Genomic DNA, 23694 nt, shown 5'->3' with positions numbered 1-23694 from the left:
ACCTATGATGAATGATCATCGCAGGTTTCGTTATTTTTTAAGTAGGATTATTATTTAACCAAGCTTGTAAGCACGTCATCGATAACTTGAGAGTTGGCAATGACACCACCATATAACCAGCTGTGTTTACTGTCAAATTCATAAACATGGCCATTTTTTACTGCCGGAATGTTCTTCCACACAGCGTCTTTAAGTGCTTCGGAGCCTGTCTCTTTATCACTATTAATTAAGAATAAATGATCTACATTCATATCAGCTAGTTTCTCCATTGAGATTGGCAACCAATTTCCGGTTCCTGTTTTTGAAACTTCTTTCACAACATCTGGAGCAGCTAAGCCCATATCTTTATACAATACAGAACCGCTTGATAGATTCTCGCTCACGATATAGAAGTTTTTTTGAACAAGCCAGATTGCTGCAGCAGATTGTGTGCCAATAGATTGCGTAAGCTTTTCTTTAGCTTCTTTTGCTTTTGCTTCGTAAGTATCAAGTGCTTTTTGTGCATCTGCACTTTTATTTAAGATCTCACCGATTTTTAGTAAAGCTTGACGCCAATCTTTATTGATATCATCACCAAGCACGTAAGTGGGTGCTATTTTATTATATTGCTCATATTTACCGTCTTTAACTTCACTATTCGAAGCAATTATTAGTAAATCCGGGTTAAAGCTAGTTACTGCTTCGAAAGGAAGATCATATGAAATGTTAGGAATTCCGGCAAGGTCTTTTTGTAAATAATCTTGAATGCCATTAGGTACGGACCATTGTGCTACTGGTTTAACTCCAAGTGCGACAAGTGGATCTTCCAGATATGAGGCAATAATGCGTTGTGGATTAGCTGGGATCTTAACTTCATTCCCTAGTGCATCCTTAACCGTTAGTACAGTAGGAACAACTGTTGCAATAGGTGTAGCTTCTGGTGCTTTAGTTTCCGCAGGCGTTGCTGCAATAGAAGGTGGCGTGCTTGCTTCATCCTTAGCTTCTTTGGTACCACAAGCTGAAAGGACTAATAAAACCATAATCAAACTAATAATTAATGATAAAGATTTCTTGCTTTTGAATAATAACACAGCAGTTCCCCCTTGAGGATAGTATATTTTTTTGGAAGTAACCTTACTTAGGGTTATCTCCCAATCCCAGAGTAAATGATAACAATTATCATTATCATTGTCAAACCATAATTTGTATGGATATTATGATCTTTAAATTGTAAATGTGTATTAAATTTTAAGTGTCAATTTATGGCGAGAAAATGTGCAAATCTTGTAGGTATTTTGATTTAGAAATGGGGGGAAATACAGTTCCTAATACACTTCCATAATTAGCCAATTAGGCTTAATCTATAAGGACAACTTGTAAAATGGTAGAAATCTTCTTTTTATGAAAGGGGGATTCTATTAATGGAAACGTTTCAGGCTATTTCTATCATGTTTGCATTTGGGTTATTCATACTCACTTTGTTAAACTACATTGAAAAGCGGAAATGATCCGACAATGCTGTTAGTCATGGTTTAAATGGAGCCATACTGGATACCAACTGCCATTTACAAGTTGCCTCTCATTAAGCTTGTCTCATCTTTGAATTGTTTGGTACAATGGAAGAAAAAGGAGCTGAGGTGGAAATATGGGAGTAGATGAAGAGGAATTATTGAAATTAATCGATGCACTTAATAAGCGAGTTGATGCTATGGAGTTAAGAGGTGAAAGCATTAGCGAACGTGCGGAAGCCATTATTAGACATGTTGAATTCTTACACGAAACTCTAATCGCGATTACCCAAGCAAAAAGCTTAGGATCAGCAAAAATTCTTGCGCAGAATGTTTTAATGTCCATGCCTAAGATTAACCCTCTGCATTAATTAGATTTATGTTTCGAGCGTATGCAGATTGGAGAGTAATTTAATGCAGAAGAGTAAACCGATAAAGCTTGGCTATATATTTTCCATCCTATTTATATTGTTAACCGCATGCAGCAATAATAAAGAAATAGTGGCTAGCGTTATACCAGCTGTAATCTCGACCGTGACACCTACTGTATCAACTCCGCAAGCTTCTGCCGTTTCCACTTCACCTATTCCGTCGGTGCTGTCTGATAAGCCATTATATGAAGTCTACAAGGGAGCATGGATTGATCGCGAATATAATTATAAACAATGCATGTTTTGTCATACCGAAATTGATATTGATTTTCCGCAAGTTTCGGACGACTTAACCAAAACGGATGATATTGATGTGTATTTAACATTTTATGATGGTATAAAAATGATAAGAATAGTAGATGCAGTTACAAGAGTTAAATTGAATCAGGCAGGTTTTGGAGAATTTGTGATAAACGAAGAACAAAGTGGTTTTGAAGGAAAAGGAACAATACGCTTGCAGCAAGATCAAATTGTAGTTGATTTGACAGTGAGTACGGGTCCTGAGAAAGCTAAGGAAATCTTTAGCAGGCAACGAACTTTTATTAAGGATCCCTATCAGTTTGTGACCCTAGCGGAACCTCTAGAGCTGGCGAAGCGAAACTGTGGGAATTGCAATACATACATAATGAAGCTTGAACCAGGTGTGGAATGGCATGAAGATTTGTTATCGGGTGAGTATTTGGAAGTTGTCAATGCATGGGATCAAAACGAGGAGATTGTTCGGAAATTTATCGTAAATACAGTCAAAGGAACCGTCAGGGAAGTACCGTTAACGTCTGAACCCTCTAACACCTTTTGGGACAGTATGGCAGAAACGACAACGATTTTGCAGGATCCTTCATTAATGATTAATCATGAAGCTATCTCATTAGATAATTTGAAGGCTGGTCTGAGATTTGCGAATCCTCAAATACGCTTGTACTGTGTTGATAAAATAATGGAAGCTTTAACTAAAGACAATCGCGAGGAATTAGCTAAGCTAGTCGCTCCATTAATGGATGACGCTGATGAGACTGTCCAAAAAGCAGCTCAATTTACGAACGCTTTACTTACACGTACCTATGACAACCAAAACCGGAAAAGTCGATCAGATTTTTAAAATACTGAATCTAATAAAGGCGTAATTCCAACTGATTTTAAATGGTAATGATCTAACAACTTGGGGGCAAAATGAAAAAATATGGTGTTTTAGCGGTGGCTTTAGTTGTTACGTTGTTAATGGGCTGTCAGCCTATCAGTCAAGAAGAGAAAGCTTACCAATCAGCCTTACAATCCATAGATAAAAAAAGCTTTCCCGAGGCTATTGGTAATTTATCAGATTTAGGAGATTACAAGGAATCAAGAGAAATGGTTTCTAAGCTGAGATATATCGTGAATGGCGACTATATTGGGGCAGGAGGCTTCTTAATTGCAGCTATAAAAAGTGACGGAACAGTAACCCATAAAGGTGGAAATGAAGATTCAGCAAGCTCGGATAGCTGGAAGGATTTTAAGACATTATCCACACGAGGTGAGTATATAGAAGGCTTAGATGAGAAGGGGAAGATCGCGACAACTTCCCCAGTTAAAGTGGAAGATTTTGAGTCATCGACTCTAGCTTCGGCAGGGGGAATGATTAACGTTATTAACGAAATGCCAAAGTTAGAACATGTTTCCGCTTTTCAATCCTATTATCCTAGTGGAGTAATTGCTTTATTAGAGAATGGCACGGTGCAACAAGTAGGATTACTATGGGATTATAAAGAAATTGCGGTTGTTAAAGCCTGGAAAAATATCGTAGCAGTAACAGCCAGAGGAAGTTTTGTTGTTGGATTATTGGCAGACGGTTCAGTTGTTGCGACTGGCGAGCGTATGGAGCGAGATGAAGTAAGTAATTGGAAAGACGTTGTGGCGATCTCTACGGATACCAATACAATTGGCTTAAAAAAAGATGGTACGGTTATTGCTGCTGGTGAGAACAGATTTGGCGAGTGTAATGTTGAAGGTTGGACAGAAATCATTGCGATTGCCACTAGTGGACATCATAGTGTAGGTTTAAAAAAGGACGGTACGGTTATAGCAACGGGAGACAACTCATATGGACAAGGTAACACAGCAGATTGGACGGACATCGTCGCCATTGATGCAAGCTGGTACTATACTCTTGGATTAAAGAGTGACGGAACCTTAGTTATTGCAGGAGATAGCAGTTCTGGGGGGACACCCACTCCAAATGTGGCTAATGTTTCAGGATTAATGGTTCCGACTATTCATAGTAATGATTGAGGCAGAGGTTAGAATCCACAAACAATATCCCCCTTCACAGGGGGAAATAATTATCATCTTGGTCTAGAGGTATTTGATTGCTCACTGTTTCTTCTGGAGCTTCCTCAACAGTTTCATTTAACCCTCCAGAAGCAATTGAGCCATGCAAGCGGTCATTAACAATACTGGCAACCTTGGATACATTTTTGTAAAACTCTTTTTCAGTATCGTTAAATTCATTATCTTCAGTCATGGGCAGATCTCCTTTTCCACAGGGTTTATTTATTCAATTAGTATTTACTGGAAAGGAAATCTTTATCCGCGGTTTAATTAGTGCGTAGTAAGGTAGCTCGTTACTAATATTGCAATCATAATGGAAGAGAATAAAATAATGAGTCCAATCACATGCATTAAGTTTTCGTCTATTTTCTTCATAGTCACACCTCGTAATAAATGATATTTAAGTGTATGACAGCTTGAGGTAACTAAGTCGTAGAGTTTTTGAAATTAATAAGCGGATGTTCCAATTCTGCTTAATTATAAAAGCGACTCCAGATAATCAAGGATTCCTTCAATTGCTCCACCTATGACAATTCCTAATAACTTAAACATCATCAATCAACTCCCATTTATTTTGAATAGCTAAGTGCGCACAATAACCTGGCTAATTCAATTTATGAAAAATAGGAATAGAAGGTGACACCAAAATAAACCGATCTGCCTAAGCATCGGTTATTCAGCCTGAAATGGTTTCATCATCCAAAGACACAGTTTTATAATGATTTTAAAAAGAGGAAGACGGATCCACACATTATTATAACGCCACCTACCTTGCACATGAAATAATAAAAATCGCTTGGTTCAGAGTCTTGAACCCATATCCAATGTAGCGAAATAGTGAATAGGAAGCTCTGAAATTTTCGAAATCGGTAACCGCACCATCCATAGATTAATAGAACTATTGAAAGAACAAATAATACAAGACTTCCTTGTTTGGAATGATACTCTGGATAAGCAATCGTAACAAGCGAACCAGGCAAGTAAATCTCTTCCCCATTTTCGAGAATCCTTTTGTTATCTGCGTACAAGTATACCTCTAGAACCCATTCACCCTTTTCGTCATAGCTCATTAGCTGTCCAGCTTGGTCGACGACTTCATATTTATGGCCATTAGGGTAAACTACTTCATATTTTAAGTTGTTTGGGTCTTGATTTTTATAAATTAAGTATTTCATTCCATCTATTATTATCGTTCTATCCTGATCGGAGATATGTACTTCGATAGACCGTGCTTCTCCATTGCGGTAGGAAATTATTTTCCCTTGCTGATCCTCCATTTTGTATTTATGTAGATCTACATAGAATATGGATTCAGAGTAATACGTTTTGGACATGACCACCAAAAGAACTGCCAAAATCATTAAACATAATACGATCAGTAGGGCGGATAATCGTTTTCGTTTTAACAAAATTAATTTCATATGGAATGATCTTCATCCTTTCCTTACCTTTTCTATAACAACTGAGTATTATTTACTAGATGTTCTTTAGCTTATGCGAAATATAAAGTATCTTAAAATCATACAGAATATGAATGATAATCGGCAGCAGCAAACTCCCTGTAACTAGGTAAAGGAATCCAAGCAGGTAGCCAAGAATCAGCGTTTCTACTATGCCGCTTAACCCTTGTTGGTAATGTCCAAGCCCGAATATAACCGTACATATAAGTAAGCTTAACAAGGCGCTCAAGCCGTAAGGAGAAGCTTGGAAGTATTGGAACAAGAATCCCCTAAATATAATTTCTTCACAAATGCCTACTGTAATCGGAACTATAATGAATATGTAGCGCTGTCGAGTAGTGGTAGGGAATACATAAGACTTTTTATCGAAGCTTGCTGATGTCATTTCCCTGAACTTGCTGCTAAACGAAATCAGAATAACTGGAATGACTTGGTTAATAAAAATATATATGGCTGCTAGATAGGCGAGGATCGTCCAAGTTATGTTAAAAAAAATCTCATATGGATAGAAATGAGGAAGGTCCGAAAAGAGCATGAGGCAAATGACGGTTCCCCAGTAGACGGCGAATAGTTTATAGTAGGTTTTTTCTTTGGCAGCTGGATCAATGGCCTCTTTTAATCTTTTTGTATCGAAGAATACATAGATTCGAACAACGATTAAAAATAAAAAAACTAAAATGTGATTGATCATTGAGATATCCTTTCTAAAAAGCACTAATTGTTTTTACTAGTTTAATTTAATCATACTTTATATGATTATAACAGCTTATTAAGCATGCTATTTTTATATTGACAAAATTCATACAAAGTATGATAATAATTTCATATAAAGTATGAAAGGATTGATTAGATGGGAAGAAAGAGACTACCTATTGAAATTCCTCCATTGTGCGGCTCTAAAGAAGTTTCAGATATATTAGAAATTAAAACAACGTCCGTACCTGGCGCTCGAGCATTGAAGGGATTTCCTGAACCAATACAAGTATTGGCAAGCGGCCCAATTTGGATCGAGAGCGATATCATAGACTACAAAGAAAAACGAGATTTAAAAAAAATGAAAAGGGATGGTGAGGAGTGATGGATTTATACATAAAGTTTATCGTTGGGATCATATCGACATATGCAATTGTAATTTTATCTTTTGCAATATTTCAAATAAGAATTAGGGAAAATGACAAACAAATTGCCATGATTGCTTTATGTGTTGGTGTTACAAATGTTTATTTTAAATTCGTTGTAGATTCAAGTTATTTCTTTTTAGCGCAATCCGTGGTGTTCATTCTATTGTTAACTTTATTAAGGAAATATCCACTGCTGTACTCAACAATAATTCATGTGGTGGTCTCAGTAGGCGTGGCGGTTGTTGAAGCGTCCATCACGTCAGCTGCCTTCGGTTTGAAATTAATGTCGGCGGATAGCTTAGATGAAAACATAAGACATTTCATATCATTGCATGCGGTGGTCAGCATTATATTTATCGCAATAAGTTTAATATTAGTGAAATATAAAATAGGATTTACTTTCGTTGTTAGCAGGTTCTCGGGGAGAAGTTTCTTGAAAAAATCTACCTATGTTTGGGCAATTCTTTTGATTATCGCTACTAGTGTTTTACAAGTGAGTTCTCAGCAATATAAGATTTACAGTGTAAATGGAATAATTATTTCAGTAGTATCACTATTATTTATTACGGTATTAATCTATTCATTTTCCCAAAATAAGCATGACCTTGTTGATAGATTCGGTAAGGAGAGGAAATTAAAACAATGACCCCAATAGTATATAGATTGGCTGATAATATTGCTCAAAGCATTCGAAGGAACGATCCAGAGTCATCTTCGATAGAGGTGTTAAGATTTGCTCTAATCGCATTGATAAATGCAGTAATTGTAATCGGTTCTATGCTAGTAGTCGGGGCATTAACAGGGCATTTTCTTGACACGTTAATTGCGTCTTTTGCATTTCCAGTACTTAGGTATTTTAGTGGAGGCATGCATTTAAGATCATCTGCTTTATGCAATGTAATTTCCGTTGTAATAATAGCGATTTGCGTATACACTCCTATGGAGTATTGGTATAATGGACTAGTACTTAATGCCTTGTCGATTGGCTTTCTAGCAATCTACGCTCCAAGCGGTATAAAACAAAGTAAGATGAAAAAAGAAAATTATTTTATTTTGAAATGTATTGCAATCTTGATAGTTAGCACTGATTTTATATTTCATTCCTCAGTGTTAAGTATCGCACTTTTCGCTCAATCGGTTACAACAGTACCTATCTTCGAGAAGTGGCTGGATCGCATAAACTGGTAATAGGAGGAACATGAATGAAGCAGATTCTAGCGAAAATTTCAAACAGATATCTTACGAGAACTTCAAAAACTTTAGCAAAAACTGGATGTTATATTTTTTGCCACAGACAAGAAATTCCACAGGAATTACTTTAGTTAAGACAACAAAAGCGACTCCTTTAACAAGAGCCGCTTTTTTATTTACTTATTTATTGTCATACCGACGATCAGAGGTGCAAATTTAGTGTTGAGTATAAAGTTTTTCATACGAGTTAATATCTGGTGTGAGCGATCCATGTGTAGAATATCTTGTTTAGTTATGCATGAACTCAACTCTTTGTTGCCAATGAATTTCGCTAATAGTTGAAAACATACTTTTTCCTGAACTTCATATTCTTCACTAGAATTAATAAAAAAAATACTAACCTTGCCCGGTATATACATACCGACTACATCGCCCAAAATGTCTTTATATTCAACGTGCACTCCTAAGTGTTTAGATATTTTGAAAGGGGAATTTTCCCCGACTTCTTTCAGTAATTCCTCAATCGTTTTGCCCTCCATGATCAAATCCCCTTTATAGTGGTTTATTATTCTGTAAAAAACTGTTTAGATTCTCTCGATAATTGAGTAAGGCTCATGGAGGTAGCAAAGCATTTGTGTAAGAGAGTATTGATCAAATCCCTTAATTGTTATCTATTACCAGTATATCACAATCCCAATTATATTTGCACTTCACTTTAAGCTGTTAGGTATTAATATTATTTTTCTTCTCGTTCATTTTTTCTTCAAAAGTAAATTTCATATAACGTAATATGTTTTTTAAGACTGCATCTTCGATATTCGCATTTTCATGCAGCATCATTTCAGCTTGAACCATGAAATCTGAAAGACTTTTCTCTTCTTCAAGACTTTGACCGTTCTCACTTTTATATAGTTCAAATGGTTCGTCAGTCCTACCAAGCATGTAATCTACGGATACGTTAAATGTATTTGCTATTTTAATTAATAGATCATACCCAGGTAATGATCTATCTTTGCCTTTGCCCATATATTTAGAGATACTTACACGAGAAACCCCGAACTTAAGAGCTCCCACGTCTTGATTCCAGCCTTTTTTATCCATTAATTCAGTAAACCGTTCATGGAAGATATCTGACAATCTATTCACTCCTAAAAAATTAATTATGTATATTAATTTTAATCACTTTTTGATTATACAACGTAACTAACGGTTACACAACTGTAATTTGTTCGTTAATGGGTATGAGACAAGTAAAAAGCCCCCTTCACAGGGGGCGAATATTACTTTTTCTTCTCCTTATCAACTTCTGATGATTCTGGAACCGTCGTATTAAAAGCTCCAGGTGCAAAGGAGTCATGTAGCCGCTCATTAACAAAATTAGCTGCTTTCGCTACATTTTCATAAAACTCTTTATCATGATCATCATTTTTATTTTCTTCAGTCATTGGCTGGACTCCTGTTCTATGGACATTTTATTAAATTATTATTTACTGGGAAGTTAATGTTTATGCGTTTATGAGCGATCGGTCGTAGACTTTTGAAGATGTAAGAAGAAAGCAGTAATCCAAATTGAGATTAACATAATGATCAAGTAACCACAGAGCAAATAGGTATAGTTCATCCATTCATATATTTTGAACAGATCAAGCCAGGACATAAAGGGCTTGAAAATAAATGAGATGAATAGACCAAGGATGGTCAAATATAGGTAACGATTTTTTTGGTGATTCACAGTCCATTGATAAACAAGCATGCAAGCAACTGGGAGAAAGGAAGCGTCTAAAGCGAAATTCGTTGGCATAAATGGGGATAATTTGTATGGATAGGCCCAAAGACCGTAACGCGTACCGAATTCGTCGATACATGTGAACCAAACGTGGACATTAAATCCAAAGAAACCAAATTGCAATGCTTTCCTTTTATCAATCAGAAAATATAGTGCAATTAATGGAAGTACAAATAAAGCTAAATTTACCCAGAACTGCCAAGTGTTCGCATTTGAATATTTTATCCAATAATCTAACATTTCACTTGTTTGTTCTTTTACAGCTTGCCTTAAATGTTCAAATATATCTTGTTGTTCTTTTGTCATTATCTAAAACCCCATTTCTTCGGTATGGAAAAAGTTTCTCCGAATAATAGGTTTTTAATGCATTAAGCAATATATTTCATATACCCCTAGTGCGGCACTCGTTAAGAAAATGAGCTAGTGGGGCTGTTACTGATTCGAACGGATCGACGACATTTCCGATCACAATTCCTACAACAATAGATTCGGGTGATGGAATATCCATTCAACTGAAAGCAGGCAATACGGCTGCAACGGCTGCTGTAATCGGCGATTTGATTATATTCACGAATTAAAGGGAGCATTTAACAAAGCTAGCTAATGGGTTGATTGCAAAGAACCGGACGGCTTTTAGCCTTTCGGTTTTTTGCATAAAAATGTCTAAGACTTCCATTATTAGATGATTTTCTCCCTCTATAATCGAAATGTACACCTAGTCAAAATTCACTAATAATTTTATTCTTAAGTAGTACATAAAACCTATTAGGAGGTCCACTATTTATGAAAAAAAGTCTTCTAGTCACTGCACTCAGCACGATCCTTGTGGCGACAACGGCCTTAGGTACGGCTGGTGCAGCAACAAAAACAATTACCATGGTTGTAAGACACACCCAATTGGGCGAGGCGAAACAACAACGTCTCAATATCCTAAATGATGTTTTGAAAAAGGTTTCAAAAGATGTTCCAGGTATTAAATTCAAACTAGACGGTGTGGATTCAGACGTTAACCGCAAAGAAAAATTGCGTTCTGAAATGGTAGTTAACAGACCTCCTGCAATTTTCGATCTATTTGGTGGAGCTGACACTCAGTTGTATGTTGAAGCAGAAAGGCTGTTGGATCTTACACCGATTCTGAAGGAACTTGGTCTACAGGATAAATTTATTTCATTGGGCGAATTTACAGTAGGTGGAAAAGTATATGGTTTGCCTATCGGCGGCTACCAAGAAGGTTACTTCTACAATAAAGATTACTTTAAAGCCAAAAATTTGAAAGTTCCAACAACAGTAGCTGAACTTGAGAAATTGGCTGATACGATTAAAAAAGACGGGAAAACGCCTTTTGCACAAGCTTCCAAAGCTGCATGGGTACCGTTAATGACAGCCAATACTTTGTGGGCTCGCTATGCAGGACCTAATTTTACGGATGGTTTCTCAACAGGTAAAACCAAATGGAATAGTCCTGAAATGGTAGCAGCTTTTACCAAGTACCAAGATTGGGTGAAAAAAGGCTACTTTAAAGAAGGCGAACTTGGTTTGGATTATGCCGAACAGCGCAACCAAATCATTCGTGGCGAAGCGATCTTGATGTATGACGGATCATGGGCTTCCAGCGTATTCGCAGATCCTAAACAAGCTGGGGATTTAACAAACAAAGTAGGTTATTTCTCATTGGGATCAGTGGTTAACGGAAAAGGCAGCCAAACAGCAGTAAACGGTGGCTTCTCCAACGGTTATGGATTCTCGGCAAAAATTAAAAAAGACAAAACGCAATTAGCTGTTGTTAAATCGTTTATTAAGAACATGTACAATGACGATATGCAAATTCGCGGACTTGAAGCAGACGGCGTATTGCCTTCCATGAAAGTAGACAGCAAGAAATTGGCTAATGCCAAAGCTTCTGATCTAGTGAAAGAAATTATTGCAGTAGGCAATAAAGCAAGCGGCGCTTTCCCAGCATTCGATTCTTTGGTTAAGCCTGATGTAACTACGGCGATCAGTGAAGGAATTCAAAAATTAATTGGCGGAAAAGTCACACCTAAGGCTATGCTGGACAGTGTACAAAAAGCTCAGGATGCAGCAAATAACGACGATTTCTAAATTATGATAAGTTAGAGAAGTTAGAGAAAAGTACCACCCTCCTCAGAGTGGGTGGTACTTTTTTAATAAAAAACGATTTATGAAGCAAATTTCTGATTATCACGGAGGTAACGATGAATAAAACATTAAGAAACCCATGGACGTATGTACTGTTTATGCTGCCTCTCCTTTTGCTGTATGTTATGTTTTTCATTTATCCAATGATTTCTGCGTTTCTCAAAGGCTTTACGAAATGGAACGGTCTTACTGAAGCACAATTTAATGGGTTGGCAAACTTTAAGCATGCGTTTGCAGACGTTAAATTTTGGGACTCCGCCAAAAATAACGGGTATTTCATTCTGTTCTCAGTTTTTGTGCAAGTTCCTCTGATTATATTTTTCTCGCTTTTGATCAGCAACGTTAAAAAACTCAAGGGTTTATATAAAACGGCTGTATTTATCCCCTCCGTCATGTCAACTGCGGTGATAGGAATTTTGTGGAGTTTCATCTACGAACCGGATATCGGTTTATTTAATCTAATTCTGGAGAAAATTGGTTTTCAGCCTGTCATGTGGTTATCCGACTCTAATTGGGCGATGTTTTCAATCTTGATAACCAATGCCTGGCAGTGGACGGGATTCTACATAGTTATGGTTCTTGCTGCAATAATGTCGATTCCGAGGGAAATAGATGAAGCTGCAATAGTCGATGGGGCTAGCGCTTTTAAACGCGCAACTCGGATTACGGTACCGCTTATAATGCCTATCATTTCCGTTGTAATTATGCTTTCCATCGCAGGTGCAATGAAAGCGGCTGATATTATCATCGTAATGACTAAAGGCGGTCCAGGTGGGGTAACGGATGTAATGGCAACCTATTTGATTAAATACGGAATAACGAATGTCAAATACGGGTATGGCAATTCTATTGCCGTGTTAATCTTCGTTTTCACGCTTATTCTTACAGTACTGTACCAATTTTTAATTGCCAGAAGAGTCGAAAGGGTCGAATACTAATGACGATGACACTAAGATCGCTGAAAAAAAGTATCCCCCATATTTTATTACTAGGCTATTTAGTTGTGATCCTTTACCCGTTCCTGTTCGTCCTCTTTTCATCTGTAAAATCGGATAATCAGGCGATTGCGAGTAATCCATTCGGATTCCCATCTTCGTTTCATTTTGAGAATTATTATGAAGCTTGGGTGAATGCGAAAATCAGCGTTTACTTTTTTAATAGTTTGTATATCGCAACACTTTGCTCAATCGTGACGATCGTCTTTTCGTCCATGGGTGCTTATGCGATTACGCGGATGCGATATTTAAAATTGAGCAAAGGAATGTACCAATTCATTCTTATCGGCTTGCTCATTCCAGGTAATGCTTTACTGCTGCCTATTTTTATTATGTTGAAAGATATGGTGGTATTTGGTCAACCTATATTGGGTACCCATATGGCGCTAATCCTTCCTTACACTGCTGGGGCAATTCCATTTACAGTTATCATTTTGTCGGCTTTTATGAAATCGATTCCGAGTGAAATTGAAGAAGCTTCTGTCATGGATGGATTGAGTGCAAAGGGGATTTTCACTAAAATAATTATACCCATTACAATCCCGGCATTGGTAACCGTATTTATTATCAACTTCATTGGAAATTGGAATGAGTTTCTATTGGCGAATTTCTTCATCTCCACAGATGAATTGCGTACGCTGCCAGTCGGGATGGTCGGTTTTCGCGATATCTATAACACGAATTACGCGCAAATGTCGGCAGGAATCGTATACAGCATCCTACCGGTCATGATTATCTATGCAGTTCTGCAAAAACAAATTATAGAAGGTTTAACCGCTGGTGGTGTTAAAGGTTGATCTGCTCATTACCTAACTAAAATCAAGAACATCACGATGTATTCAAGATCTTCAATCCTACTTCCAGTGAAACCCCTTCTTTGGGGTTTTTCTTTTGTTTGTAGGAGATGTTATCTATCGGTATAGTAGCAGTAGAAGGGGGAATCAGGGGAATGACTACAATCCTAATTTCTCGCGAACATTTTTCCATTGATTTTTTACTGTATTCAAAGACTTCTGTAAATGTTTGGCGATTTCGGTTTTATTCAAGCCTTGCTGCTTTAGTTCATAAACTTCTCTTTCCACTGGAGTCAACAAGTTAAGCTGGAGCTCCTTTTTGGCTAGCATTAATTCTTTTTCGATATTTTGGAAGCCAGCGAATATTTTGGTGTTGCGGATAACCACTGCCGCCATATTTACGTAAGCTTCTACTGTTTGAATTTCTTCGATGGATAAATTCATTGCGATCCCATAATCAAATAAATAAACGATCCCAAAAATTTCTTCCTCGTAGGTGATAGGCAATGCAAGTAACGATTTAATCTGAAAAAATTGTACGATTTTGGGATCTGGACGTTGATCAACGGATGTGTCAGGTATATAGATACTCTTTTTGAAGGTAATAATCTCTTGAGCGAGCATGTCATTCTTTGGATCCACGTTAAGTTGATCTAGCATTAACCCGTTGAGACGATCTGGTTTGCCGATGTACCCTTGAAATGTACCATCTGGCTTAGGTAAATATATTCCGACAGCATCACAGCGGACAATTTCTTCGGAGATGGCTACCACTACCTGCTCCAATGCTTCTCTTAAATCAAGTTTTGAATTGATTCTCTCTGCGAGTTTATAGTACCTTGATGATTCTAACATTATGAGTAATTTTCCCCCAGTATATTTATTGATATTTCATTAAAAATTAAAAATAAATCAGGGGGACTATAAAACTTAGTCCTCTTTTTTATGTCAACATTATAATACAATCTAATAGAAGATAAAGATATATTAATTAATGACTTTCAGCTGAATCCTTTTTTCAGACCATATAAAATATTGTTCATATCCTCCTCATATTTTTGAAATTATATTGTTTTGCATAAACTTTTACATAAGGTTGGTGACTGTTATTAATGAAAAAGAAAATTACTATAGGCGATAAAGTTAGGATATCTGGGTATTATGGTGAGCTATTTGAAGTGAAGGGACACTTCGAACAACTTGATTACGAAAGTGCAAGTCTGAACTATGAATTATGGTTAATTTTAAGTAATAAATTAAACGATAAAATTGTTGAGGAAAATTCACAAAATGTTTTATTTGTTCATGGTGGAGAATCAAATATTAATAGCTTTTTAGATGAATACAACGACTATATTATTTTGGAACAGTTGTTTTTAGATGGAGAATATAAGGCGAAAGCCGAAGAAATATTAAAACAATATAAGGAAATCTAGAACTATTATGTTATTCAACCTAAAAAAGGCAGAACTCTCAGATTGAGAGTATCTGTCCTTTTTGCATGTATATAAATTGGAAAAAAAGCAGATTAAGTAATATAATGAAGATACAATAGGATTGGATGTGCAAAATGAATAGTACTGCTATTAAAAGTCCAGAGGTTAGCGCGGTTTTCATGAGATACTCGCAGGAAGAAACGCTTAAGTGGGGACAGCTGAGCTACCTTACACTGAAATCCAAAAGCGGCAGTACAATTCGGATTGACTGTTAACGATGATATCCCCCTAGACGAATTAAGCTTCTGCATTTCATTGGCACTGACTTATCACCTCAATAAAAAGTTGGATATCTTCTGAAATACCAGAAAGAAGTTATCTAGAGGTTTTCGTGTTTTACAAACCGACTAAAACAAGAAAAATCCCCTTATCTACTCCAACATGCCCATAACCCAGTGAACTGGTAATCGTTTTATAATAATTAAAAATAAGCCATTTACTATTCCATTTAACTGTGGAATATAAGCAAATGGCGAATAGTTTTTTTGTACTTCCAACTTTAAAACTTAAAAAAAGTTTTTTTAATTTCCTACATAATAAGTTGGTGGATTATGGTAGGTTGGAGGATTGTGATAAGTTGGTGGATTATGGCTGATAATCACTGGTAATTGAATGATTTCGATGTTCTGCTGAGTTGTGGATAAAAGTGTACTGCGCGAAATAGTATCGGCACTTGCTGCCACTGGTAAAGCCAAAATAGCTGAAACCACTACACTTACTAAACCTAATTTGATTGTTTTCTTCATAATATAAATCCTCCTATTTTTCCTCTAATGAGGTTTCTCTTGCTACAAATTCATCATAAGCCATATCTATGAGGAAAAATATACTCGAAAATTGAGTAGTATTTTAAACATAACTTAAAACAAATACAGTTCATAAGGTTACATCTTCATAGGAACATCATAAGAATAAGCCAATTTGCCATATATCCATCCCAAACGCTAAATTGACCCCCTCAATGAGTTCAGTTCTAGCTAATGCAACAGCAGCTTTATTTACAGCAGAAGCCTTATCTTTTTCAATATTTGCTTTCCCTGCTTCTGTTAAAATAGGAGTTGGAATGGGTGTTGGTGCTAAAGTAGGAGCTGGTATATCAGTACTTACTGTTTTAGCAGACGCAACTTCTGTTTTAGGTGAAACAAGTTGTTTCTAATTGAGAATTGTCAGTGAATTAATTACCTTATTATGTAACATATCTCTTGCTCTTCCTGTCCTACCTAATATAAACCATTAGGAGGGGAATTTATGTTACTTGGACAAATCTTATTGACAGATTCAGATTTTGAAGATGCAATTCTAAATGATATTGAAGTTAAAGTTACGCAAGACGGAATGCATTTAGGAAGCGGACGCGTTGTATCTTATGGTTTACATACTGTTAAATTGACGAGTAGCTATTTTTTCAAGGATGGCTGCGAGTTTACGGTTATTTCAATGTTTCATTAATTAAAATTAAATGGAATTAGAAATGTAATTTGGTATTGCCTGTGCAGAGAAGCATGGGCTTTTTGTATTGGTGAATAAAATAAAATTTTACATAAGTTGTAAATATCTTTATAAATATTTTACAAAATAGTTACTCATTCATTGAGTGGTTATTTTTTGGGATCAACAAAGCATTCTCGCAAGGGATTTGGTGGCATAAGACACCAATGGGTAAGCCTTTGCGGGGATACTGCCTTCAAGTTGGGTAGTGCTATACATGGCAAGACCAATGAGATTATATTACCTCTGTTTGGTAAGCTTGAGGTGCTAACGAATAATGGCAAGGTAACATTTACCCATAAAACAGAAAGCCATGTCATGGATCAGCAGTAAATAAAGAGTAATGCAGCTGTTGTTATTTACTCCAATATGATAACAATATGAGTAAAGACAAGCTATTGGAGTGGATAATAGATGAATGCTGAATTACTAAATCAATGGTTAAATGGAATGAAGCAAGGCAATCAACCCGAAGGAATTAGTTTCATTGAAGTATTACAGTCAGAAATTCATCTCGGAAGGTTTAATGATGAATCAGCAGAATTGAAAATGAAGGAAACAGCGGGCTCCACTATTTCTAAAAATGAACTATAAAAGCTGACTCGAGAACGGGCAGCACTTAATCACTTAGGTGATTCGGTGTCGCCTTTTTCTTTGCACATTTTTGGGTATACAAATGAATGGAGTGATCTTATGAATCCGATTACGAAAAAGTTTGAGAGGAAAATCGAGAACCGTGAAATAACATTTTCCGACTGTGGAATCATTGACGAATGAGGACAATCAAATTCCGAGGCAAGAGAACAGATAACGGTGAGTGGGTTTAGTGGTGGTTAGCCATTAACGAAGTTTTCTGTCCATTAGAAAAGGACCAAAGGGCAAAAATGCGGCGATAAAAGCCAGTAATGAACTACCTAGAGTTAGTTTGTGCAACAACCAGGCATGACCGATCGCAAGGAGATATAACGAGAACAAGCCTCCATGAAGTAACCCGACCCAAAAGACGACCTCTGGTATATCGGCAATATATTTAAGCGGCATGGCAATTCCGAGCAGGATCAGGAAAGAAATGCCTTCGAAAAATCCAATGAACCTCAATCTTCCAATGGGCGTAGTCAGCATCTGAATACCTCTGTCTCTATGTTTTCCTTTATGATAACATCTCTAGTTCATCAAAACCATGGACAAGTCGTGTCATCCTTAGTTTAACTAAACTTTCGAATGGCTGCTTTTCCTTTTTTAACTTCACTATGCTAAACTTATTCAATAATAAAGAAATCAAATTTGAGGTGTTTATTACCATGGCAACCAATTCAAAACCTAATAGATTGTCACAAGAAAAATCCCCATATCTATTACAACATGCACACAACCCAGTAAACTGGTATTCATGGAGTGACGAAGCTTTTGAATTAGCGGCGAAAGAAAATAAACCGATCTTCCTAAGCATCGGTTATTCAACCTGCCATTGGTGCCACGTAATGGAAAAAGAGTCCTTCGAGGACGAAGAGGTTGCAGAAGTATTAAACGCTAATTTCATCTCTATTAAGGTAGATCGGGAAGAGCGTCCAGATGTGGATCATTTATATATGGCGGTCTGTCAGGCTATGACAGGGGCCGGAGGTTGGCCTTTGACTATAATTATGACACCGGAGAAGAAGCCTTTCTTCGCAGGCACTTACTTCCCAAAAAGACGTAAAAATAATCGCTTTGGGGTTATGGATCTGCTGGGTCAAGTTACGGAGAAATGGAACGAAGACCGTGAGAAAATTATTGATGCAGGTAATCAGATAGTAGCTGAAACACAAAAGCGCATGCTTTCTAATCTGCAAGGCGAAATTAGTACAAAATCACTTGAAAAAGCCTATGGCATGTATGAGCAAATGTTTGATCCGATGTATGGAGGTTTTGGGACTGCTCCCAAGTTTCCTACCTCACATAATCTTTCATTGTTATTGAGGAATTATCTTAAAACCAACAACGCCAAAGCTTTGCAAATGGTTGAGAAAACGCTAGATTTTATGTATCGCGGCGGGTTATATGATCATGTAGGCTTCGGATTTTCGCGCTATTCGACAGATGAAAGATGGCTGGTGCCGCATTTTGAGAAGATGTTGTACGATAATGCTTTGTTGGCGATGACTAATTTAGAAGCTTATCAAGTAACTGGAAAAGCTCAATATGCGGAGACCGCAGAACAAATATTTGCATATGTTCTTAGGGATATGACGGATGTAGGTGGAGCTTTTTATTGCGCAGAGGATGCAGATTCTGAAGGGGTAGAAGGCAAGTTCTATGTATGGAAGCCACAGGAGATAATTGAGGTTCTTGGGCAAGAAATAGGTGAACTGTACTGTGAGCTTTATGATATAACGGTTGATGGCAATTTTGAAGAGGATAATATTCCTAATCTAATCAATCTGACAGTTGAAGAGTTTGCAAAATTAAAACAAATGCCGTTGGAAGAATTGAAAAAAACGATAGAAGAAGCGCGCCAAAAATTATTCATCCATCGTGAAGCTAGGATCCATCCTCATAAGGATGATAAAATTCTCACCTCTTGGAATGGTCTGTTCATTATGGCATTAGCCAAAGGAGCTAAGGTTTTACAAAAACCCGTCTACGCAGTGGCGGCCCAAAAGGCTGTAAGCTTTATACTGACAAATATGCGTAATGAAGACGGACGACTGTTAGCTCGATATCGCGATGGTGAAGCGGCTTTTCCGGGTTATGTCGATGATTATGCATTCATGGTTTGGGGCTTGATCGAGCTATATGAAGCAACCTTTGACATTTCTTATATAAAACAGGCTATAGAACTGAACCAACAGATGCTTGATTTATTCTGGGATGAGCAGAAAGGCGGGTTATTCTTCTATGGGAATGACAGTGAGCAGCTATTCATTCGTCCTAAAGAAATTTATGACGGTGCGATGCCATCTGGAAACTCAGCAGCAGCGTTAAATTTGCAAAAGCTTGCTCGATACACATTTAATGCTGCGCTGTCTCAGAAAGCCGATCAGCAGCTAAAAGCTTTCGCTGGTGCTGTAGAAGGTTATCCTGCTGGTCACGCTTTATTCATGGCTGCCATTGATTTCGCATACAGTCCGAGCAGTGAGGTTGTAATTGCCGGAGATCTCAATGCCGAAGATACCCAAGCGATGATCCGAGCGATTCAAACGAGATATGCACCGAATACATTAATTATGGTTAATCCGACAGGTGATGGGAAAGCGGAGGTAGAAGCTTTAATTCCATTAATGCAGGGCAAGAATGCATTAGGAGGGAAAGCTACAGCGTATGTTTGTGAAAATTTCTCTTGTCAATCGCCAACCTCAAGCATAGAGGAATTGCTGGATATATTGAAATAAATTACAGCTAATAATTGATTTATCAGTAGAATAATGTTACTATACGTAACATATAAAGTTAACTAGTTACAGAGCTTTGTAACTATATTCTTACAACTCACATAATTCTACTATCGAAAAAGGCAAACCCGTTGAAAGACGGTGACGCAAAGCCATGGATCTAATACTTTCGACTTTGAAAGAGATGATTGCCAGGTTCCCGAAGTATGCAATATACTCCTTTTTTTGATGCTTGTGATCCGATTCTTCGGGTTGCTTGGGTTAAGAAAAGGTGTTTTTTTGTATGAGAATACTTGAAAAAGCAGTGAAAAATTAAAAAAGGAGAGAATCAATAAATTTTATATTAATCACTATACTTAACCCAAATTTGGAGGATGACACATTTTGAAAACTATCACGGCATTATTGCAGAAGCAAAAAGGATTTAGAATCGAGAACCCCATTAAATCAGTAGGCATGAAATTATTTATTATCTTTTTCTTATGTATTGTAATCCTAGTCGGAGTAACGGGTTATTTTTCTTTTATCAAATCAAAGGCAATTATTACTACAAAAATGGCGGGAGCTACGCAACAAACCGTTGAGCAGGCTGGAGATAAATTAGATCTTATTTTTACGAGTTTTGAGTCTACGACATTTGATGTTTTGACAGATACAGAGCTTACCGATAACTTAGAGATCTATTCTTCTGAATCGGATGCATACGAGAAATTGACAGCTTCCAAAAAGGTGTTAGAAAAACTAACCAAAAAGATTTATGGAAAAACGGGATTAACTAATATACATCTATTACCGACTGATCCTAAATTGGGTCCGATTACTACCGCTTCAGCATCCAAATTAGAATTACCGGAGAAATATGTTAAAGAACCTTGGTTTGAGAAGAGTGTTAAAGCGGATGGTGCTGTAACATGGGTGGAAACTAAGCAAAAAGGTTATACCGAATTAGGAAAACCAACCTTTGCAGCAAGCAGGCTTTTAAAGATTGGAGATAAAAGATTTGTATTGCTCTTGGAAATAGACAGCCAAATTTTGGTTGATGGACTAGCTAAAATTAAAATAGGTAAAACAAGTGATATCATTATATTGAGCCGTGAAAACAAACTGATCATACCAGCTAAATCACAAAAAATTGAAGAAGTTTATCACATACCCTCCATTGTAGACTTCAATAAATTAGCAGCGGATGATCCGGCAGCAGTTTCCGGCAACAAAACAGCAACAATCGATCGTAAAAAGCAGCTATTAGTCTATAAAAATATGGCTACCTCTGGATGGACGATTGAAGCAATTGCACCAGTTTCTGAATTAGTAGAAGAGACCAGTCAAATTGCAAAAGCCACTTGGGTTATAGCTTTTATTGCTGCGCTAATTGCTTGTTTGGTTGGATATTTTGTTGCTCGCATGATTGGCAGACCTCTAATTATTCTGCGAAACCTGATGAGAGAGGGCGAGCAAGGAAACTTAACCGTTCGAACTCACCACAATAGTAAGGATGAAATCGGTCAGTTGAGCACAAGCTTTAATCAAATGATGGAACAAATCACAAACCTTGTTAAACAAACTAATCAATCGGCTAGTGATGTTCTGACCACTGCTGGACATCTTCTACATTCCTCAAATCAGACAGCAATTTCAGCACGGGAAATTGCCCAAGCAACAGAAGAAATTGCGAATGGCGCTTCCAGCTTAGCAATGGATGCTGAAAGAGGGAGTGGATTAACGAACGATATTGCTTTGCAGATGAAACAAGTTGTCGAAGGCAATACGAATATGGGTGTTTCTGCAACTGAGGTTCAGAAAGCCAGCCAACAAGGAACCATTTATATGGAAGAATTGACAATTAAGACAACAGCTACAGAAATCATGACTCGTTCTATGGTTGAGAAGGTAGAACACTTAAAGAACAGTACTTCATCCATTCGTAAAATTCTTGATGTATTAAACGATATGACTCAACAAACCAATATCCTGTCATTAAATGCAACGATAGAAGCTGCACGTGCAGGAGATGCGGGAAGAGGCTTTATGGTTGTAGCAGATGAAATCCGTAAATTAGCGGAGCAATCCAAGCACAATATTGGGATTGTAGGCACAATCACAGTAACGATTCAGAAAGAAATTGATGAAACGGTATCTGTTTTATCCGAAGCATATCCGATGTTCCAGGAGCAAATTAAATCCGTGAAGGACGCGGAGCTTATATTCACACAAGTGCAAACAAGGATGGGGGGCTTTGTCGAGCAGCTTTCTAGTGTTACAGGCTCTATTCTGCTTCTTGATGAATCACAGCATATTCTAACGGATGCCATGACTAACGTAAGCGCGGTTTCCGAACAATCCTCTGCAACATCACAAGAGGTTGCTTCTCTCAGTAATGAGCAGTTGAATGTCAGCCAAGGCTTGGTTAAGCTATCTGAGGAATTAGAAAACTTATCACATTCCTTACAAGACACACTTTCTAAATTCAGAATATAGTTTATCTTGCATAAAAGCCCTTTCCAATTAAACTGGAAAGGGCTTTTTAGCTTGCGTCTTTAGAAATCGATAACTAATTGTTTCTAATTTTTAGATGTGTATCTGGGTCACAAACGACAAACAGCTTTGCAGTCTCAGGAATCAACCTATCCAATTTGCGGTTGATTCCGAGATCATTGCGATCTGCAATCAGTGTAGCTCCTTGTTTTAGCAAATCCTGAAAAGCATCGTTATATGTTTTCCATTGTGGTTTGCTTGGTACCTCATAGATATCCTCACCATATTGACGGCTTATTAACTGCATATAAAGATCAATCGAACCTTCGTTCAGTGCAGATCTTACAGCTAGATTGGAAACGGCGTCATGAGAGAGTATAAATTCATTTACTTTAACATGGTGGAAGTTTTTAATATGCTTCTCTGACATAATTTCTGCTGTGGTATGGACTTTAGGCGCCAACCTTTCAATACTAGAAGCGATCAGAAGTGTTTTCCCATCTATCAGCAGATAATCGTCGATTTTCTCATCAGCAAAAATAATTGCTGATCGCGCCGATCCCAAATTTGCTCTTAACAAAACATCATCTTCTGTAGGATCTCCACTAACATAGTGAACTTGTTTATGATCATAAGGAAGACGCTCATTCTCATCGATGATAACAATCTCTATTTCGGGGCCACATGCGATTAGCTCTTTAACTGCAGATTGGGCTTTTTTGTTCCATGTGATAATAACGATATGATCGCGACCGTGATAATTCAATTTCCCTGTTTCCCTCCTTTTATGGATAGTTGCTAATGCCTCGAGGATTTTACCAATAATCAAGCTCAGTAAACCAATGCCAAAGAGATAGAGGAACATAGTGAAGGCCTTGCCAAGCGTACTTTTCATAAAATAATCGCCATAACCAACTGTAGCCATAGTGGTCATAACCCAATAGAGGCTGTTAAACCAGTTTTTGAATGTATCTGGTTCAATCCAATAAGCAATTAAGGAGCTTAGAAAGATAAAAGCCAATATGAACATTGCCAAGAAGGTACTGCTTAAGCGAAATATACGATGGGAGTACTTAAGCAGAAAAAGCACGATTGTCACCGCCAGTTTACAAATTATTCAAGCTTCTTAATAGTACTA

30 protein-coding genes, 1 pseudogene and 1 riboswitch are annotated in these 23694 nt (G+C 37.2%); of the genes and pseudogenes, 19 read left to right on the top strand and 12 right to left on the bottom strand.

Going from position 1 to position 23694, the window contains the following annotated elements:
- Positions 1-50: 50 nt before the first annotated feature.
- Positions 51-1070 carry an ABC transporter substrate-binding protein gene (locus tag EHS13_RS18845; protein ID WP_227013431.1) on the bottom strand — a complete coding sequence of 340 codons (1020 nt, stop codon included), beginning with the start codon at positions 1068-1070 and terminating at the stop codon, positions 51-53.
- 330 nt (positions 1071-1400) lie between these two features.
- Between EHS13_RS18845 and EHS13_RS36845 the strand changes: the two genes are divergently transcribed.
- From EHS13_RS36845 to EHS13_RS18830, 4 genes are all read left to right on the top strand, one after another.
- Positions 1401-1487: a putative holin-like toxin gene (locus tag EHS13_RS36845; RefSeq protein ID WP_227014048.1), complete on the top strand. Its 87-nt coding sequence runs from the start codon at positions 1401-1403 to the stop codon at positions 1485-1487.
- A 137-nt stretch (positions 1488-1624) separates the two neighbouring features.
- Positions 1625-1858: a hypothetical protein gene (locus EHS13_RS18840; RefSeq protein WP_155701845.1), complete on the top strand. Its 234-nt coding sequence runs from the start codon at positions 1625-1627 to the stop codon at positions 1856-1858.
- A gap of 43 nt (positions 1859-1901) precedes the next feature.
- Positions 1902-3017, top strand: a complete 1116-nt coding sequence (locus EHS13_RS18835; protein ID WP_155701844.1) for a hypothetical protein — start codon at positions 1902-1904, stop codon at positions 3015-3017.
- Positions 3018-3088: 71 nt separating this feature from the next.
- Positions 3089-4183, top strand: coding sequence for an RCC1 domain-containing protein (locus EHS13_RS18830; RefSeq protein WP_155701843.1), 1095 nt, complete (start codon positions 3089-3091; stop codon positions 4181-4183).
- A 34-nt stretch (positions 4184-4217) separates the two neighbouring features.
- Here EHS13_RS18830 and EHS13_RS18825 read toward each other — a convergent pair whose 3' ends face one another.
- The 3 genes from EHS13_RS18825 to EHS13_RS18815 form a co-directional block, all read right to left on the bottom strand.
- A complete protein-coding gene (locus EHS13_RS18825) occupies positions 4218-4415 on the bottom strand; it encodes a hypothetical protein (RefSeq protein ID WP_155701842.1) in 198 nt (65 codons plus the stop codon).
- Between the two features lie 520 nt (positions 4416-4935).
- Complete coding sequence (locus EHS13_RS18820) at positions 4936-5556, bottom strand: DUF6199 family natural product biosynthesis protein (protein WP_227013430.1); 621 nt, start codon at positions 5554-5556, stop codon at positions 4936-4938.
- Between the two features lie 142 nt (positions 5557-5698).
- The gene (locus tag EHS13_RS18815; RefSeq protein WP_155701840.1) at positions 5699-6373 is read right to left on the bottom strand and encodes a CPBP family intramembrane glutamic endopeptidase; all 675 of its coding nucleotides are present in this window, start codon (positions 6371-6373) and stop codon (positions 5699-5701) included.
- 159 nt (positions 6374-6532) lie between these two features.
- Here EHS13_RS18815 and EHS13_RS18810 point away from each other — a divergent pair, with 159 nt between their 5' ends.
- From EHS13_RS18810 to EHS13_RS18800, 3 genes are read left to right on the top strand one after another with little or no spacing between them, the layout of a single operon-like run.
- Positions 6533-6760 (top strand): hypothetical protein, encoded by a 228-nt coding sequence (locus EHS13_RS18810; RefSeq protein WP_155701839.1) that lies wholly within the window; start codon positions 6533-6535, stop codon positions 6758-6760.
- Positions 6757-7449 carry a hypothetical protein gene (locus EHS13_RS18805; protein ID WP_155701838.1) on the top strand — a complete coding sequence of 231 codons (693 nt, stop codon included), beginning with the start codon at positions 6757-6759 and terminating at the stop codon, positions 7447-7449. Before EHS13_RS18810 ends, EHS13_RS18805 begins: the two co-directional genes overlap by 4 nt.
- Positions 7446-7991 carry an accessory gene regulator B family protein gene (locus EHS13_RS18800; protein WP_155701837.1) on the top strand — a complete coding sequence of 182 codons (546 nt, stop codon included), beginning with the start codon at positions 7446-7448 and terminating at the stop codon, positions 7989-7991. Before EHS13_RS18805 ends, EHS13_RS18800 begins: the two co-directional genes overlap by 4 nt.
- 179 nt (positions 7992-8170) lie before the next feature.
- On the opposite strand, the gene EHS13_RS18795 is transcribed toward EHS13_RS18800, so the two are convergent.
- The 4 genes from EHS13_RS18795 to EHS13_RS18780 all read right to left on the bottom strand — a co-directional run bounded on the left by EHS13_RS18795 (position 8171) and on the right by EHS13_RS18780 (position 10086).
- Positions 8171-8533: a hypothetical protein gene (locus EHS13_RS18795; protein ID WP_155701836.1), complete on the bottom strand. Its 363-nt coding sequence runs from the start codon at positions 8531-8533 to the stop codon at positions 8171-8173.
- A 184-nt stretch (positions 8534-8717) separates the two neighbouring features.
- A complete protein-coding gene (locus tag EHS13_RS18790; RefSeq protein ID WP_155701835.1) occupies positions 8718-9131 on the bottom strand; it encodes a helix-turn-helix domain-containing protein in 414 nt (137 codons plus the stop codon).
- Positions 9132-9274: 143 nt separating this feature from the next.
- A complete protein-coding gene (locus tag EHS13_RS18785; RefSeq protein ID WP_155701834.1) occupies positions 9275-9439 on the bottom strand; it encodes a hypothetical protein in 165 nt (54 codons plus the stop codon).
- A 68-nt stretch (positions 9440-9507) separates the two neighbouring features.
- Positions 9508-10086: a CBO0543 family protein gene (locus tag EHS13_RS18780; RefSeq protein WP_155701833.1), complete on the bottom strand. Its 579-nt coding sequence runs from the start codon at positions 10084-10086 to the stop codon at positions 9508-9510.
- A gap of 477 nt (positions 10087-10563) precedes the next feature.
- Between EHS13_RS18780 and EHS13_RS18775 the strand changes: the two genes are divergently transcribed.
- The 3 genes from EHS13_RS18775 (at position 10564) to EHS13_RS18765 (ending at position 13729) form a co-directional block, all read left to right on the top strand.
- Entirely contained in the window at positions 10564-11880 is a 1317-nt protein-coding gene (locus EHS13_RS18775) for a type 2 periplasmic-binding domain-containing protein (RefSeq protein ID WP_155701832.1), read from the top strand.
- A gap of 113 nt (positions 11881-11993) precedes the next feature.
- Complete coding sequence (locus EHS13_RS18770; protein ID WP_155701831.1) at positions 11994-12875, top strand: carbohydrate ABC transporter permease; 882 nt, start codon at positions 11994-11996, stop codon at positions 12873-12875.
- Positions 12875-13729: a carbohydrate ABC transporter permease gene (locus EHS13_RS18765; protein ID WP_405083505.1), complete on the top strand. Its 855-nt coding sequence runs from the start codon at positions 12875-12877 to the stop codon at positions 13727-13729. Before EHS13_RS18770 ends, EHS13_RS18765 begins: the two co-directional genes overlap by 1 nt.
- Positions 13730-13885: 156 nt before the next feature.
- Here the strand turns inward: EHS13_RS18765 and EHS13_RS18760 are convergent, their stop codons facing one another.
- Positions 13886-14581, bottom strand: a complete 696-nt coding sequence (locus EHS13_RS18760) for a GAF domain-containing protein (RefSeq protein ID WP_155701829.1) — start codon at positions 14579-14581, stop codon at positions 13886-13888.
- Between the two features lie 257 nt (positions 14582-14838).
- On the opposite strand from EHS13_RS18760, the gene EHS13_RS18755 reads away from it, so the two are divergent.
- The 3 genes and pseudogenes from EHS13_RS18755 to EHS13_RS37555 form a co-directional block, all read left to right on the top strand.
- Positions 14839-15162, top strand: a complete 324-nt coding sequence (locus tag EHS13_RS18755) for a hypothetical protein (RefSeq protein WP_155701828.1) — start codon at positions 14839-14841, stop codon at positions 15160-15162.
- A 134-nt stretch (positions 15163-15296) separates the two neighbouring features.
- Positions 15297-15437 (top strand): hypothetical protein, encoded by a 141-nt coding sequence (locus EHS13_RS36840; RefSeq protein ID WP_227013429.1) that lies wholly within the window; start codon positions 15297-15299, stop codon positions 15435-15437.
- A gap of 129 nt (positions 15438-15566) precedes the next feature.
- Positions 15567-15629, top strand: a pseudogene (locus EHS13_RS37555) (DUF255 domain-containing protein); the annotation flags it as partial.
- A 114-nt stretch (positions 15630-15743) separates the two neighbouring features.
- Here EHS13_RS37555 and EHS13_RS18740 read toward each other — a convergent pair.
- Positions 15744-15968: a hypothetical protein gene (locus EHS13_RS18740; protein WP_155701827.1), complete on the bottom strand. Its 225-nt coding sequence runs from the start codon at positions 15966-15968 to the stop codon at positions 15744-15746.
- Between the two features lie 215 nt (positions 15969-16183).
- Between EHS13_RS18740 and EHS13_RS18735 the strand changes: the two genes are divergently transcribed.
- From EHS13_RS18735 to EHS13_RS18720, 4 genes are all read left to right on the top strand, one after another.
- Positions 16184-16378: a hypothetical protein gene (locus EHS13_RS18735; RefSeq protein ID WP_155701826.1), complete on the top strand. Its 195-nt coding sequence runs from the start codon at positions 16184-16186 to the stop codon at positions 16376-16378.
- Between the two features lie 92 nt (positions 16379-16470).
- Positions 16471-16671, top strand: coding sequence for a hypothetical protein (locus EHS13_RS18730; RefSeq protein WP_155701825.1), 201 nt, complete (start codon positions 16471-16473; stop codon positions 16669-16671).
- Positions 16672-16827: 156 nt separating this feature from the next.
- On the top strand, positions 16828-17043 hold the full coding sequence (locus EHS13_RS18725) for a hypothetical protein (protein ID WP_155701824.1): 216 nt from the start codon (positions 16828-16830) through the stop codon (positions 17041-17043).
- 81 nt (positions 17044-17124) lie between these two features.
- Positions 17125-17304 (top strand): hypothetical protein, encoded by a 180-nt coding sequence (locus tag EHS13_RS18720; protein ID WP_155701823.1) that lies wholly within the window; start codon positions 17125-17127, stop codon positions 17302-17304.
- 246 nt (positions 17305-17550) lie between these two features.
- Here EHS13_RS18720 and EHS13_RS18715 read toward each other — a convergent pair whose 3' ends face one another.
- On the bottom strand, positions 17551-17832 hold the full coding sequence (locus EHS13_RS18715) for a DUF3817 domain-containing protein (protein ID WP_155701822.1): 282 nt from the start codon (positions 17830-17832) through the stop codon (positions 17551-17553).
- A gap of 179 nt (positions 17833-18011) precedes the next feature.
- Here EHS13_RS18715 and EHS13_RS18710 point away from each other — a divergent pair, with 179 nt between their 5' ends.
- Both EHS13_RS18710 and EHS13_RS18705 read left to right on the top strand, forming a co-directional pair.
- On the top strand, positions 18012-20081 hold the full coding sequence (locus EHS13_RS18710; protein ID WP_155701821.1) for a thioredoxin domain-containing protein: 2070 nt from the start codon (positions 18012-18014) through the stop codon (positions 20079-20081).
- A gap of 111 nt (positions 20082-20192) precedes the next feature.
- A riboswitch (cyclic di-GMP riboswitch) is annotated at positions 20193-20285 on the top strand.
- Between the two features lie 180 nt (positions 20286-20465).
- Complete coding sequence (locus EHS13_RS18705) at positions 20466-22559, top strand: methyl-accepting chemotaxis protein (protein WP_227013428.1); 2094 nt, start codon at positions 20466-20468, stop codon at positions 22557-22559.
- A gap of 73 nt (positions 22560-22632) precedes the next feature.
- On the opposite strand, the gene EHS13_RS18700 is transcribed toward EHS13_RS18705, so the two are convergent.
- Positions 22633-23646 carry a potassium channel family protein gene (locus EHS13_RS18700; RefSeq protein WP_155705421.1) on the bottom strand — a complete coding sequence of 338 codons (1014 nt, stop codon included), beginning with the start codon at positions 23644-23646 and terminating at the stop codon, positions 22633-22635.
- Positions 23647-23694: the final 48 nt, after the last annotated feature.

The organism is Paenibacillus psychroresistens (genome assembly GCF_009728935.1).
GTDB lineage: Bacteria > Bacillota > Bacilli > Paenibacillales > NBRC-103111 > Paenibacillus_AC > Paenibacillus_AC psychroresistens.
Note: the sequence above shows the minus strand (reverse complement) of the source record. Positions and strands in the feature narration are given on the sequence as shown.

Bases quoted from the DNA above. Each gene is read 5' to 3' on its own strand.
- EHS13_RS36845 (WP_227014048.1), top strand. From the start codon at position 1,401: ATGGAAACGTTTCAGGCTATTTCTATCATGTTTGCATTTGGGTTATTC.
- EHS13_RS18840 (WP_155701845.1), top strand. From the start codon at position 1,625: ATGGGAGTAGATGAAGAGGAATTATTGAAATTAATCGATGCACTTAAT.
- EHS13_RS18835 (WP_155701844.1), top strand. From the start codon at position 1,902: ATGCAGAAGAGTAAACCGATAAAGCTTGGCTATATATTTTCCATCCTA.
- EHS13_RS18830 (WP_155701843.1), top strand. From the start codon at position 3,089: ATGAAAAAATATGGTGTTTTAGCGGTGGCTTTAGTTGTTACGTTGTTA.
- EHS13_RS18825 (WP_155701842.1), bottom strand. From the start codon at position 4,415: ATGACTGAAGATAATGAATTTAACGATACTGAAAAAGAGTTTTACAAA.
- EHS13_RS18820 (WP_227013430.1), bottom strand. From the start codon at position 5,556: ATGTCCAAAACGTATTACTCTGAATCCATATTCTATGTAGATCTACAT.
- EHS13_RS18815 (WP_155701840.1), bottom strand. From the start codon at position 6,373: ATGATCAATCACATTTTAGTTTTTTTATTTTTAATCGTTGTTCGAATC.
- EHS13_RS18810 (WP_155701839.1), top strand. From the start codon at position 6,533: ATGGGAAGAAAGAGACTACCTATTGAAATTCCTCCATTGTGCGGCTCT.
- EHS13_RS18800 (WP_155701837.1), top strand. From the start codon at position 7,446: ATGACCCCAATAGTATATAGATTGGCTGATAATATTGCTCAAAGCATT.
- EHS13_RS18795 (WP_155701836.1), bottom strand. From the start codon at position 8,533: ATGGAGGGCAAAACGATTGAGGAATTACTGAAAGAAGTCGGGGAAAAT.
- EHS13_RS18785 (WP_155701834.1), bottom strand. From the start codon at position 9,439: ATGACTGAAGAAAATAAAAATGATGATCATGATAAAGAGTTTTATGAA.
- EHS13_RS18780 (WP_155701833.1), bottom strand. From the start codon at position 10,086: ATGACAAAAGAACAACAAGATATATTTGAACATTTAAGGCAAGCTGTA.
- EHS13_RS18775 (WP_155701832.1), top strand. From the start codon at position 10,564: ATGAAAAAAAGTCTTCTAGTCACTGCACTCAGCACGATCCTTGTGGCG.
- EHS13_RS18770 (WP_155701831.1), top strand. From the start codon at position 11,994: ATGAATAAAACATTAAGAAACCCATGGACGTATGTACTGTTTATGCTG.
- EHS13_RS18765 (WP_405083505.1), top strand. From the start codon at position 12,875: ATGACGATGACACTAAGATCGCTGAAAAAAAGTATCCCCCATATTTTA.
- EHS13_RS18760 (WP_155701829.1), bottom strand. From the start codon at position 14,581: ATGTTAGAATCATCAAGGTACTATAAACTCGCAGAGAGAATCAATTCA.
- EHS13_RS18755 (WP_155701828.1), top strand. From the start codon at position 14,839: ATGAAAAAGAAAATTACTATAGGCGATAAAGTTAGGATATCTGGGTAT.
- EHS13_RS36840 (WP_227013429.1), top strand. From the start codon at position 15,297: ATGAATAGTACTGCTATTAAAAGTCCAGAGGTTAGCGCGGTTTTCATG.
- EHS13_RS18740 (WP_155701827.1), bottom strand. From the start codon at position 15,968: ATGAAGAAAACAATCAAATTAGGTTTAGTAAGTGTAGTGGTTTCAGCT.
- EHS13_RS18735 (WP_155701826.1), top strand. From the start codon at position 16,184: ATGAGTTCAGTTCTAGCTAATGCAACAGCAGCTTTATTTACAGCAGAA.
- EHS13_RS18730 (WP_155701825.1), top strand. From the start codon at position 16,471: ATGTTACTTGGACAAATCTTATTGACAGATTCAGATTTTGAAGATGCA.
- EHS13_RS18720 (WP_155701823.1), top strand. From the start codon at position 17,125: ATGAATGCTGAATTACTAAATCAATGGTTAAATGGAATGAAGCAAGGC.
- EHS13_RS18715 (WP_155701822.1), bottom strand. From the start codon at position 17,832: ATGCTGACTACGCCCATTGGAAGATTGAGGTTCATTGGATTTTTCGAA.
- EHS13_RS18710 (WP_155701821.1), top strand. From the start codon at position 18,012: ATGGCAACCAATTCAAAACCTAATAGATTGTCACAAGAAAAATCCCCA.